Origin of the sequence: Paenarthrobacter sp. UW852, from assembly GCF_024608385.1 — a bacterium.
Lineage (GTDB): Bacteria > Actinomycetota > Actinomycetes > Actinomycetales > Micrococcaceae > Arthrobacter.
Window position 1 is genome coordinate 355,830 of sequence record NZ_JAMSGY010000003.1, and the last position, 12,960, is coordinate 368,789.

A 12,960-nucleotide genomic window follows, 5' to 3' on the forward strand; every position below is an offset into this window, starting at 1 on the left:
TCAGCCTTTCCGCTTCTTGATTTCTGCGGTTGCCTGCGGAAGGACCTTGAAAAGGTCACCGATGATGCCATAATCCGCGATCTCGAACACCGGAGACTCGGCATCCTTGTTGATGGCAACGATGACCTTGGAGGTCTGCATTCCGGCCTTCTGCTGGATGGCCCCGGATATGCCGGCGGAGATGTACAGCTGCGGAGACACCGTGACACCGGTCTGGCCGACCTGGGCATCGTGACCGATCCAGCCGGCGTCGGTGGCGGCACGGGATGCACCCACCGCGGCACCCAAAGCATCTGCAAGCTCTTCAAGTGGACCGAAGTCCCCGTCCACGCCGCGTCCGCCGGCAACAACGATCCTGGCTTCGCTGAGGTCCGGCCGCCCACTGACCGGCTTTTCGGTGCGGGCCGCGATGCGGGCAGAGTTCGCTGCGGCATCGGCCGGTACATCCACCGTGGTGGTCGTCGGGACAGCGGTAGCACCAACCGGAGCCGGCTCAACGTTATTGGCCTTCACCGACAACACCGTGACCGGCGTCGTGGCCTTGGCAGTGGTGGTGTAGGAACCGGCCAGCACAGACTTGTGCGCAGTGCCGTCAGCTTCGACGCCCACGACATCCGTGATAACACCTGCGCTGAGTTTGATGCCGAGCCGGCCCGCAATTTCCTTGCCCTCTGGCGAGTTGTCGAGAAGCACTGCGGTGGCTCCCGAAGCGTCGACGGCTGCCGCAAGGTAAGCGGCCTTCGGCCCAACAAGGTATTCGTCAAGGTTCGCCAGCGACGGCTGGTACACCGCAGAGGCACCGTAGGCACCCAAGGTGGCCGCGACGTCGTCGGTCAGTTCACCGGTAATTGCGACGGCGGTCTCCCCCAGCGAACGGGCGATGGTCAGGAGCTCCAGGCTGCTCTTCTTGAGAGCCGCTCCCGGGTTGTCAATGAAAACAAGTGCATTTGCCATGGTTGGGATCCCCTTAGAGCAGCTTCTGTGCGGCCAGGAAGTCGACCAGCTTGATGCCGGCGTCGCCTTCGTCTGTGATGATGGTGCCTGCGGTCCGGGGTGGACGCGCATCCGCCGATTCCACCACTGTCCAGGAGCCGGCCAGGCCGACCTGGGAGGGATCCAGCCCAATATCGGACAGCGTCAGGGAAGCGATCTTCTTTTTCTTGGCCGCCAGGATTCCCTTGAAGTTGGGGTACCGGGGCTCGTTGATCTGGTCGGTGACCGAAACGACGGCCGGAAGGCCCGCTTCGACAGTCTCCGAAAAGTGGCCGGCGTCACGGCGTGCGCGGACCTGGCCGCCCGAAACCTCCAGGCTCGACGCGAAGGTCACCTGTGGGTACGACAACCGCTCAGCCAGCTGCGCCGGAACAAGCGAGGTCTCGCCATCGGTCGATGCCATGCCCGTCAGGACAAGGTCCACCGGACGGCCGTCAGCCGAAAGGTGCTCAATGGCGGCGGCAAGGGCAAGGGACGTAGCCGCCGCATCCGAGCCGGCCAGCGCGTCGTCACTCAGGTGGACGCCCGAATACGCTCCGATCTGGAGGGATTTCTTGACGGCATTAACGGCTCCCGAGGGACCCATGCTCAAGGCAATGACCTCGTTGCCGGCTTTGGGGCCGCCACGCTCTTCAGCGAGCTGCAGCGCGGCCTCGAGGGCGTACTCATCCAGTTCGGACAGGATGCTCTCGTCACGGTCGGTTGTGTTGTCTGGGCCGGTGATGTGCCGGTCGAACTGCGCGTCCGGGACGTGCTTGACCAGAACGACAATCTTCAATGTCTCTTCCACTGTCTTCGAAGCAGCCTTCCATGCTTGTGGACGGCCAAACGCAGAAGCGTGGCCGTGAATTGCCCAGCGCGTGGGCTCGTCCTAGCTAAGCATATTGCCCACGGAATTCCACTCCCAGCGTTAACCCCTGTTTCGGGCCAAACGGCCGGGTGCAACGACGAAGCGGGCAACACCCAAGGGTGCGGCCCGCCGTCGTACTTGGCTTTTCCTGCTGTTGCTGCGCGCTTACTGCTGGGCAGCCGCGTCGAGGGTAACTTCAACCTCCTGCGACTGGCCGCCGCGGAGGATGGTCACCTTCACCTTGGCGCCCGCCGGCTGCTCCCGGACCGCTGCCGTGAGCTGGTTGGGGTCGCTGACCGCGTAGTCCCCGAACTTGGTAACGACGTCGCCCACTTTCAGCCCGGCCTTCGCGGCGGCGGAGCCCGACGTCACCGAAGCAACCTCGGCACCGACCGAGAAGCTCGAGTCACTGCCCGTGGAGGACTTGGCCCGCACCGAGACGCCGAACTGGCCGTGGCTGGCCTTGCCGGTATCGATAATCTCCTGGGCCACGCGCTTGGCATGGTTGATCGGGATGCTGAAGCCCACGCCGATGTTGCCGCTGGAGGAACTGGAGGTGCCGCTGCCGGCTGAAGCGATCGCGACGTTCACGCCGATGATTTCACCCTTGCTGTTGACCAGGGCGCCGCCGGAGTTACCCGGGTTGATCGCGGCGTCAGTCTGGATCACGTTGATGGAGATGGATCCCTCATTCGCCGTGGACTGGCTCTGGCCACCGCCTGGAGGGGCGAATTGGAAGCCCTGTCCGCCGCCTTGGGAATTGTCCGTGCCCTCCTTCGGCGCGGCCGACGAAGCCACGCTGATGGTGCGGTTCAGGGTCGAAACGATGCCGTCCGTGACAGTCCCGGTCAGGCCCAGCGGCGAACCGATCGCGACGGCGGTGTCCCCCACGTTGATCTTGGAAGAGTCACCCAACGCCGCCGGAACCAGGCCCGAGGCGTCGTCCACCTTGATGACGGCCAGATCTGACAGAGGATCTGTGCCTACGACCGTGGCTTTGAGCACCTTGCCATCGCTGGTCCGTACCTCGATCGCCGCGTTGGACGTCGCTCCGTCCAAGGTGACCACGTGGGTGTTGGTCAGGATGTGGCCCTTGTCATCGAGGATGATGCCGGAGCCCGTACCGCCTTCGTTGCCACTGGTTGCCTTGATGGTCACCACGCTGGGCGAGGCCTTGGCGGCTGCTGCGGTGATGACGTTGACGTCGTCCTTGTTGTTCACGATGACCGTGCTGGACTGGCTGCCCGTCGAGGCCGCAGGTGAGGTGTTGTTGTCCCACAACGCGTTGCTTCCAGCCACCACGCCGCCGCCAATCAAGCCAGCGGCGAGCATGCTCGCGACCAGGGTCCCGACGCCGAAAGCCGGCTTGCGTTTGGTAGTGACCGCGGTCGACTGTCCAGGTGTGTGCTGCGATCCAGGTCCCTGATGGGGTCCCTGGGCGTTGCTGAAATGCGAGCCCGGGTTGTTGGCCTGTCCCCCGCCGTAGAACGGCTGCTGCGAGGGGTACGCAGGACGCTGCGTTGGGTCCTGGTGCTGCGCACCGGGCTGAGCCCCTTGGGCCGGGCCCTGTTGGGCGCCGTAGTAGTGGGGGTTCGGCGCCGTCGGCTGGTGCTGTCCGGCCGACGGCTGATATGCCGGAATGGGAGTTGTTGGTTGTGCTCCGCCCTGGGCCGGGCCGCCCTGCCCTGAAGTCCAGGCAGGCTGCTGCTGGGCAGCGTTGGCATCGTTGTGCTCGCCCGAAGTGGCCCGTGGCTCTGCCGGCTCACGGTTCTCTGGGGCGGTGCCCTGCGCTGGGTTCTCCGTCATGGGTCTTCCTTTCGTCCTCGTCTTCATCAACTATGTACCCATTCACTGGAACAAAAGCGGACGTTCGCTGGGAGCTTCCTGAAAGGGCAGGGCGAGCGGTGCAGGGGTTCCTTGGATTGCCCTAAACGTGCCAACAGCCACGCTTTCTCCTATATTTCGCTGGTGGCATATTCACCGCTGTGGACGGGCTATGGGGTGCACCATAGAATCAAGAGGAATTGCCACAGCGACCTGCGGCTTTACACCATGCGTGGGGGCGCTGAGCATTCTGTGACGATTGGTACGCCTTGTTCCAGTCGCAGACGTGCTGAAGGGTTGCACATGCGGTCAATATTTAAACGCGTACTCGCTGTCGTTGGCGTGGCTGGAGTGTTGGCCTTCCCGGCCGGCGCGGCTTTTGCTGCCGATCCCGTGACGATACCGTCGGGGCAGAACATCGTGGATGATGCGAATCTCCTGGGCAGCCGCAAGGGTGAAGTCCAGAACGCAATTCAAAAGACACTTAAGGACCACAAGTACAACCTGTACGTGGTGACGGTGGACTCGTTCACGAATCCTTCCGATCCCAAAGCCTGGACACAGGCCGTAGCTACGGCCAAGAAGATGGGCAAAGCAGACGCCGTTCTGGCCATCTCTGCAGCAGGTCAGTACAACTTCGTGGTGAACTCTGCGAGTTCGATCGCCTCCAAGCAGGCCAACATCACTCAGAACGCTGTGACGGCCAACCTGGCAGGTGGCAAGAAGGACTATGCCCAGGCCGCGATTGATACTGCAGCCGCTATCGGCGATGCAGCCGGCGGCGGCAGCGGAACTGTGCCCAGCGGCAACGCAGGTGTCGGCGTCCTGGTTGGCGTCGGCGCCGTTGCTGCTGGTGGCGCAGGAACCTACCTCTACCTCCGGAACCGCCGCAAGAAGGCCGGCACCAAGGCAGTCAGTGCAAGTTACGGTCCGCAGGGCGAACAGCTTGACCCGTTGGCTGGCCTGAGCATCCCCGAGTTGAGGCAGAAGAGCGGTTCGCTGTTGATTGAAGCCGATGATGCCATCAAGTCGAGCGAGCAGGAACTCGGCTTCGCGCAGGCACAGTATGGCGATTCCGCAATCGGCAACTTCACCAAGGCCCTGGAAGAGGCCAAGAACCACATGACCGAGTCGTTCAAGCTGCAGCAGCAGCTCGACGACCATATCCCGGACACCGAAGAGCAGCAGCGGACCTGGCTTGGAGAGATCATTCGCCGGTCCGAGGCCGCCTTGGCATCACTCCGCGACCAAAAGGCGGATTTCGACTCCCTGCGCGAGCTGGAAAAGACCGCGCCGCAGGCTCTGGCAGCCGTCAATTCCGGCGCCAAGGAGGCAGATTCCAGGATTGCCAGCGCTGAGCAGTCGCTTGAAGGCCTTCGCGCGAAGTACGCCGAGTCCGCCCTGACGCAGGTATCGGATAACATCCTCCAGGCCAAGGAGCGGCTCGCGTTTGTACAGAACGCCGCCTCCACCGCACAGGAGAAACTGGCTGCAGGTGAGAACAGCATGGCGGCAGTGGCCGTCCGCGCTGCCGAGGAGAGCCTGCACCAGACGAACATCCTGATCGAAGCAATATCCAAGACTGCGGGAAGCCTGGATGAAGCCCGCGCGTCGCTTGACGGCGCCGTGGCAGAGACCAGCCAGGACCTTGCCCAGGCACGTGCGATGATCCAGTCCGGTGCACACCCCGAGCTGGCCGGCCCGGTGGCTGGCGTGGAATCTGCCTTGGCGCAGGTCAAAGCAGAGATTCATGGCGGCAAGATCGATCCCATCGCCACGCTCAGCCGCGTTGAGTCGGCCCATCAGGTCCTGGACCAGTCGTTGACGGGTATCCGGGACCAGCAGGAACAGGCCCGGCGCGCCCAGGCCTCGCTGCAGCAAACCATCATGGCGGCACAGGCCCAAATCAGCGCTACCTCGGACTACATCACCGCTCGACGCGGCGGCGTGGGCACAGAAGCCCGTACCCGACTGGCCGAAGCACAGCGAAACCTCGACTACGCCTTGTCCATCTCCCGCAATGATCCCGTAACGGCTCTGACCTACGCCCAGCAGGCACACTCCCTCGCCGCGCAGGCAGCTCAGCTCGCACAGTCCGATGTTGACCAGTTCGGCTACGCAGACCAAGGCTACGGTCGTGGTGGAATGTTCGGCGGCGGAGGCGGCGGTGGTGGCCTCGGCGGCGCCATCCTCGGCGGAATCCTCATCAACTCCATCCTCAACGGCGGCGGAGGTGGCTGGGGTGGCGGCCACAACGACGGCGGGGGCGGAGGAGGCTTCTTCGGCGGCGACTCGGGCGGTGGCGACTTCGGTGGCGGTGGCGGCGACTTCGGTGGCGGCGATTCCGGCAGCTTCTAGACCTACAAACTAAGCGGGGTCCATGCCCCGAATAGCAGCGGTACAACAACTGATCACTGATTTCAGTGGGCATTCACTGAGCAGGACGAAAGGCAACACCATGGTTAAGCAGTCCATTTTCGGTCGGATCTCCCAGCTGGCTAAGGCCAACATCAACGCCTTGCTCGACCAGGCAGAGGACCCGCAGAAAATGCTGGACCAGATGGTCCGCGACTACACGAACAACATTGCCGAGGCCGAGTCAGCTGTGGCGCAGACCATCGGCAACCTCCGGATGCTGCAGGCGGACTACAACGAGGACATCAAGAATGCCCAGGACTGGGGCAACAAAGCACTCGCTGCATCCCGCAAGGCCGACGAATACCGTGCTTCCGGTAACGCCGCGGATGCCCAGAAGTTCGACAACCTCGCCAAGGTGGCCATCCAGCGGCAGATGACTGCCGAATCCGAGGCACGGACGGCTGAGCCCAGCATCGCGTCCCAGACCGAGGTTGTGGACAAGCTCAAAACCGGGCTTGACCAGATGAAGAACAAGCTCAACCAGCTCACCGCCAAGCGCAACGAGCTCGTGGCACGCTCGAAGACCGCCGCTGCGCAGTCCCAGGTGCACGACGCCCTCAAGAGCATCGACATCATGGACCCGACCAGCGAAGTAGGCCGCTTCGAAGAAAAGATCCGCCGCGAAGAGGCAAAGGTCCTCGGCCAGCAGGAACTCGCCAGCTCCAGCCTCGATGCCCAGTTCAACCAGTTGGAAGATCTGGGGGAACAGACCGAAATCGAGGCCCGGCTCGCGGCACTCAAGTCCGGCGGCGCCAAGCCGGCTATCGGCGCCGGCACCCCGGCCTCGAGCGGCTCGACCGTTGACGAAGCCGACTTCGACAAGCTCTAGACGGCCGCCGGTACCTTCACACCGGCAACAAACTGAACCATAAGAGTGGGTGGGACCGGACACGGATCCCACCCACCTTTTTGTCGTCTCTTTTGACCCCAGCAGTGCAACTATCCACCAGGCAGCGGCTGGTCCTGGCCCGGGCTGGCATCCGTTGCCACTTCGGCCCGGATCTCAAAACCTTTCGGATGGAAGTACGTCACTGTGCATTCCAAAACCTCGCCGTGGGGTCCGAGCGTGGTCCGTTCCAAGCGCGGGACCATGGGGAATTCGCGAACGTTCAGGGCGTCAGCGAGGTGCTCCGGGGGTGCGTGCATGGTTACCGTAATTTCGGCCCGGTGCAGGGGCTTGAGGGTCCTGTCCTGGATGACCTGGTAAATCGAGTTCCGCTCCGCATCGGCAAGGCTGATGTGGCGTCCAATGTGCGACGGAATGAAAATCTCAGCAATTGCATAAGGCCAGCCCGCGCTTGAATAGGAGCGGCGAATGACCAGAACGAGGTTGTCCTCGGAGACCAGCTTGGCCGGCACCGATTGATCCTTTTCCATCCACTTGTATTCGATGAGCCCTTTGACGGTCTTCATCCCCGCCGCAGTAAACGTCTCCATGAACGGCGCCAGTCGGTTGAGCATCTTGACCGGCCGCTGGGCCATCACGAAGGTCCCCTTGCCCTGCCTGCGAATCAGGAGACCCTTGACCACGAGCTTCTCAATGGCTTTACGAACAGTAGTACGGCTGATCCCGTACTCATCCATCAGGGACTCTTCCGTTGGTATGCGGGAGCCCGGTTCCAAGCGGCTGATCTGTTCTGTCAGGACGTCGGCCACCTGCTGGTAGACAGCGACTGGGCTGTCCCGTTGAAGGATCCGACGATCGAGGCCAAGGTGGGGGTCTTCATTGACCAATGGGGCCGTCTCCTCTGTTCCTGGCAAAGTATGGCAACTATCAAACGCAAGGAATTCCGTGCGCAGCCAATCGGCTTCGATGCTAGCATCGGCGGCCCGACCTGCCCTTAAAGCAAAAGATCCGGATCAGTAATACTGATCCGGATCTTTGTCCAGTTGCGGGGACAGGATTTGAACCTGTGACCTCTGGGTTATGAGCCCAGCGAGCTACCGAACTGCTCCACCCCGCGTCGCAAGAACAACTCTACCGCACCCGCGGTGCGGTTCTGACCAGTCGGGCCAGAAGGTGCCGGAGATCACCTCAACCCCTCCCCCAAACGGGTAGGACGTGAGAGAGCGTCACACCCAAGCGGGCGGGAGGTGAGAGAGCGTCACACCCAAAGGGGCGGGACAAGAGAGAGCGTCTCCCCCAAACGGGCGGGACGTGAGTGAGCGTTGGAGGCAGGCCTTTCAAGACAAAACAAAAGGTCCGGATCAGTGATGACTGATCCGGACCTTTTTCCAGTTGCGGGGACAGGATTTGAACCTGTGACCTCTGGGTTATGAGCCCAGCGAGCTACCGAACTGCTCCACCCCGCGTCGCAAGAACAACACTACCGTCCGGTGAACGGCAGACCAAATCCTGGCTACGTGATGTGCATCTCCCCCGCACGAGCGAGGGCCGGTACCGGCCTCCAGAAGGAGGCTGGCACCGGCCCTCGCCGAACGTGCCGCTCTTAGCTACTGGGCGAAGGCGACGGGGTCGCGCTCGGAGTAGCTCCCGGCGTCGTGGTTGGTGCTGGTGTGGCACCCAAACGGTTTTCTGCGTCCACGGCCTTCTTCAGCGCCTCGGAGAGCTTGGTTTGCTGTGCGCCGTATCCGGCGAAGTCGCCCTTGGCCAAGGCCGCCTGTCCGTCCTGGATGGCCTTGTTGGCCTCGTCCAAGGCCGCCTTCAGGTCAGCCTTGGCATCGCTGGGACCGGCCGGGGGCGTCGTGGTGCCCGGAGGGGTGGTTGGCGTTTGGCCATTGTTGGCGACGTCGCCGGCAGAAGCGCCGGAGTCTCCGCCAAACAGCTGGTTGAGTGCCGCATCCAGTGTGGGCGCGAAGCCGATCTTGTCACCGAAGGCCACCAGGACGCGCTGGAGCGTGGGATAGGACGTCTCACCAGTGGACTTCAGGTAGACCGGCTGAACGTAGAGCAGGCCACCACCAACAGGCAGTGTCAGCAGGTTGCCGTTGAGCACATCCGAGGCACCCTGGCGCAGGAGGTTCAATGCCTGGGACACGGTGGGGTCCGAGTTGAACTTGTTCTGCGCCTGGCCCGGTCCCGGTACCTGGGTGTCGGTGGGAAGTTGCAGGAGCCGTAGCTGCCCGTAGCTGTCCGCCTTCACGCCCTTGACGTTTCCGGCGTCGGAGTCGGCCGCCAGGAATCCGTAAAGAATGTTCCTGGCACTGCCATTGACCGTTTGCGGAATGAACGAGGACGTCAGCTGGAAGGCAGGTTTGTTCTGGTCCGGCATCTGCAGCGACATGTAGAACGGTGGCTGCTTGACGGCTTCCGAAACGGTGGGATCGTTCGGGACGCTCCAGGCATCGTTGTTCTGGTAGAAGCTATCCGGATCCGTGACGTGGTACCGGCCAAGCAGCTCACGCTGGACCTTGAAAAGGTCCTCCGGGTAGCGGACGTGGCTCATGAGGTCGCCCGACATTTCCGAGAAGGGCTTGATGACCGTGGGGAAGACTTTCTGCCATGCCTTCAGGATGGGATCCTTGTCATCCCAGGCATAGAGATTCACGGAGCCGTCGTAGGCGTCCACGGTTGCCTTGACCGAGTTGCGGATGTAGTTCACCGAGCTGTTTGGCAGCGCGACGGTACGCCCGGCGTTGGTCTGGGAATCAGCGGTGGCATTCTGCAGCTGTTGTGGTTGGGAGTACGGGAAGTACTGGCTGGTGGTGTAGCCGTCAACGATCCATTTGACCCTGCCATCAACGACCGCCGGGTAGGCGTTGCCATCCACGGTCAGGTAGGGGGCCAGCTTCTCGACGCGTTCACGGGGGTTGCGGTCATAGAGAATCTGGGATTCCGCGTTGACACCATCCGAGAGCAGCAGATCAGAGGACTGGAACTTGATGGAGTAGAGGATCCGGTTGAGCCAGTTGCCCACGTTCGGGCCGCCGTTGCCATTGAAGGTGTACTGCGTTTCACCCCCGCCTTCGCGGCCAACGGGCCGGTCCTGCTCGCGGTTCGGGGCACCGTCCGGGGCTCCCACGATGGAGTATTCCGGGGAGTTTTCGCCGAAGTAGATGCGCGGCTCGTACGAGGTGTCGTTGCCGAGGACGCCATTGGAAGGGATGCCCGACTGAAGGAAATCCGGTTTGCCGTCGGGGGTGAACTTATTGCCCTTCGCAGCAACGACGCCATATCCGTGCGTGTAGACAATGTGCCTGTTGACCCACGTCTGCTGGTTGGCGCTCAGGCCGTCAGGGTTCAGCTCTCGAACCGCGATCACTGTGTCCTGCACCTTGCCGTCAACCACGTAGCGGTCGACGTTGAGTGTCTGCGGGAACTGGTAATAAGGACGGAACTGTTCCAGCTGCGCAAACGCCGATGAGATGAGGTTCGGATCCAGGAGGCGGATGTTTGCAGTCGTTTGCGCGTCGGCGGCCAGCGCACCGGACGTAGCGTTGGTGGTGGCGTTGTAAGCCGACACATCAACCTTGTCCAGGCCGTACGCCGCACGGGTCATCTTGATATTGCGGTCAATGAAGTCTTTTTCCAGGGTGTTTTCCGAAGGCCGGACCTGGAACTGCTGGATGACCCACGGGTAGACGCCACCGGCCAGGATCGCTGTGATGACGAGCATCGCCGTACCGATGACCGGCAGGCGCCAGCGTCCGATGATTGCGGCGATAATGAAGAGGATCGCCACGAGTGCAGCGGCAACGGCAAGGATGGCCTTGGTGGGAACCACCGCGTTGACGTCCGTGTAAAGGGCACCGGCCCATCGGCCCGAATTGCTTTGGACGGTGGTGTACCTGTCCAGCCAGAAGTTGATACCCAGGAGCACCAGGAAAATCGCACCTGTCACGGCAATGTGGATCTGGGCAGCGCGGCTGGTGAAGATACCGCGCTCCATGAGCCGGATGCTGCCGTAAAGGTAATGCGTCAGGATGCCCGCGATACCAGCCACGACGGCGATGCTGATGAGGAATCCGGTGACAAATCCCAAGAACGGCAACGTCATCAGGTAGAAGCTGATGTCGAGGTTAAACAGGGGATCTGTCTGGCCGAACGGTTCCTGGTTGAAGAACAACAGGGCCTTTTGCCACTGGCTGGCGGCCGCACTGCCGGCGAAGAGCCCGAACAGGATAGGCAGGCCAATCATGACCACCCGGCGCACCGGCTCAAGCTGCGCCTGGTAGCGGTTCAGGTTGTCCCTGGACTCGGCATCGGGAGCGTAAACGGGCCTGGACCTGTACGCAATCCGGATGGCAAAGAACACGGCTGCGAACATCATCGCGAAACCAATGAGGAAGGTAATGATCCGGGCAAGGTTTTCGCGCAGATAAACTTCGAAGAAGCCGAGCTGCTGGTACCAAAGGACGTCAGTCCAGACATTGGCGAAGAAAATGAACCCGACGACGGCCACTGCCACGACAATAAGCGTCGGCGTCAGGGCACCTCGTCTCAGCGGTGATCTTCCGGGCGGGTTGGAGCTGGCGGGACGGGACAAACTCTGTACCTCATTGGTGTCAGTGAACAGTCGGTGTGCGAGTGATTGACATTCTCTGCCGCTGGGATATGGCGGAGGCCGTCATATATGCCACGAGTGGCAGTAAAGCTAAGTTCCACCGTCAGTCTAGTTGTTTGTGCAGGTGGGAAGGCCCGCCGTGTCTTGTCCCGACGCAAGCCGCTCCACTGCGGAGGTGGCATCGGCGAGCGTGTCGACTTTAACCACCTGCAAACCGTCCGGAACGTGGCCGACGACATCGGCGCAATTGGCGGCCGGGGCAAGGAACATAGTGGCCCCGTGGCTGCGCGCTCCGATCATCTTCTGTGCAATGCCGCCAATCGGCCCCACAGCACCGTCGGCGTTGATGGTTCCGGTGCCTGCGACATGCTTTCCACCCGTGAGGTCGCCGGGTGTGAGGTTATCCACGATCCCCAAGGCAAACATCATTCCGGCACTCGGCCCACCGACGTTATCCAAGGAAATCCGGACATCGAACGGGAACGTGAAATCGCTGGCGAGCAGCACACCCAGCACGTAGCGTCCGGCATCGTTCTTGGTCGGCGTGACGGTCTCGGACACCTGCGTGCCTTTCCGGTCAACGACGACGGCGGCAGGGGCTCCCGCCGCTGCGGCCAGTTCCGCCTGGATCACGCTCATCGACGTGATGGACTTGCCGTTGATGGAGATCAGACGGTCCCCCTCCTGGATCTTCCCTGCCGACGGCGAAGGGTCAGACAAGCCGGCCACCGTCAGCCGCTGTTCAAAGGGGATATCCAGCTCGCGCAACGCCGCCGCAACAGCATTCTCCTGGGACGTCTCCATGGCGATCTCGCCTTGCTGGACCGTCTGCTCCGCGGTGGTGCCCTTGGGGTAGATGAGTTCCTCGGGATAGATGGCTTTGGAAGGGTCGACCCACGCACGGAAGACATCGAAGATGGTGGCGGGGCTCTTCGGTCCTCCCGTCATGACCACGGTGGTCAGGTCCAGGTTGCCACTGGCGGGGAAGGTCTCATGGCCGGAGATGGTGATGACCGGCTTGTCGCCGTCTTTACCCAAGGTATTGAAGGTAGGACCTGCTGACTCAATAACGTACGGAACGGGCAGTGCCGCTGCGCCGACACCAAGACCCACGGCCACCAGGCCGGAGATGACCATGACCATGAACCGGTTGTCCCGAGCAGGTGCCGGTGGCACGGAGGAGGGATCGGCGTCGTGCACTTGACGCGGGTCCAATGAGCCCTCGGGGCTGGGCGAAGTAAGCATTGGGACCTCTCTATGCCGGTATTGCATTCCGGTGACATGGCTCGGCCGCCGGAGTCGACGGCAGCATATATACCAAACATCAACAGTACGCGTTCAGCCGTTGTGGCACTGCTTTGCCTACAGCGAACGGCGCCCCATCCGGGCAGACAGCGTTGGGCCCGCGCG

At 62.2% G+C, this 12,960-nt stretch carries 8 protein-coding genes and 2 tRNA genes; 2 read left to right on the forward strand and 8 right to left on the reverse strand.

Annotation, left to right across the window (positions count from 1 at the left end; translation table 11 throughout):
• The 3 genes from NEK97_RS07800 to NEK97_RS07810 all read right to left on the reverse strand — a co-directional run bounded on the left by NEK97_RS07800 (position 1) and on the right by NEK97_RS07810 (position 3,649).
• On the reverse strand, positions 1-954 hold the full coding sequence (locus NEK97_RS07800) for an electron transfer flavoprotein subunit alpha/FixB family protein (protein ID WP_235520639.1): 954 nt from the start codon (positions 952-954) through the stop codon (positions 1-3).
• A gap of 13 nt (positions 955-967) precedes the next feature.
• Positions 968-1,771 (reverse strand): electron transfer flavoprotein subunit beta/FixA family protein, encoded by an 804-nt coding sequence (locus NEK97_RS07805; protein WP_257369235.1) that lies wholly within the window; start codon positions 1,769-1,771, stop codon positions 968-970.
• 237 nt (positions 1,772-2,008) lie between these two features.
• A complete protein-coding gene (locus NEK97_RS07810; RefSeq protein ID WP_257369236.1) occupies positions 2,009-3,649 on the reverse strand; it encodes a S1C family serine protease in 1,641 nt (546 codons plus the stop codon).
• A gap of 321 nt (positions 3,650-3,970) precedes the next feature.
• On the opposite strand from NEK97_RS07810, the gene NEK97_RS07815 reads away from it, so the two are divergent.
• Complete coding sequence (locus NEK97_RS07815; protein WP_257369237.1) at positions 3,971-6,025, forward strand: TPM domain-containing protein; 2,055 nt, start codon at positions 3,971-3,973, stop codon at positions 6,023-6,025.
• Between the two features lie 100 nt (positions 6,026-6,125).
• On the forward strand, positions 6,126-6,914 hold the full coding sequence (locus NEK97_RS07820; RefSeq protein ID WP_235520643.1) for a PspA/IM30 family protein: 789 nt from the start codon (positions 6,126-6,128) through the stop codon (positions 6,912-6,914).
• 110 nt (positions 6,915-7,024) lie between these two features.
• Here NEK97_RS07820 and NEK97_RS07825 read toward each other — a convergent pair whose 3' ends face one another.
• From NEK97_RS07825 to NEK97_RS07845, 5 genes are all read right to left on the reverse strand, one after another.
• Positions 7,025-7,819, reverse strand: coding sequence for a GntR family transcriptional regulator (locus NEK97_RS07825; protein ID WP_257369238.1), 795 nt, complete (start codon positions 7,817-7,819; stop codon positions 7,025-7,027).
• A 156-nt stretch (positions 7,820-7,975) separates the two neighbouring features.
• Positions 7,976-8,049 (reverse strand) — tRNA-Met (locus tag NEK97_RS07830).
• 275 nt (positions 8,050-8,324) lie between these two features.
• Positions 8,325-8,398: transfer RNA gene (locus tag NEK97_RS07835), tRNA-Met, on the reverse strand.
• Between the two features lie 137 nt (positions 8,399-8,535).
• Positions 8,536-11,532, reverse strand: a complete 2,997-nt coding sequence (locus tag NEK97_RS07840; RefSeq protein ID WP_235520645.1) for a UPF0182 family protein — start codon at positions 11,530-11,532, stop codon at positions 8,536-8,538.
• A gap of 126 nt (positions 11,533-11,658) precedes the next feature.
• Entirely contained in the window at positions 11,659-12,795 is a 1,137-nt protein-coding gene (locus tag NEK97_RS07845) for a PDZ domain-containing protein (protein WP_257369239.1), read from the reverse strand.
• Between the last annotated feature and the right edge of the window lie 165 nt (positions 12,796-12,960).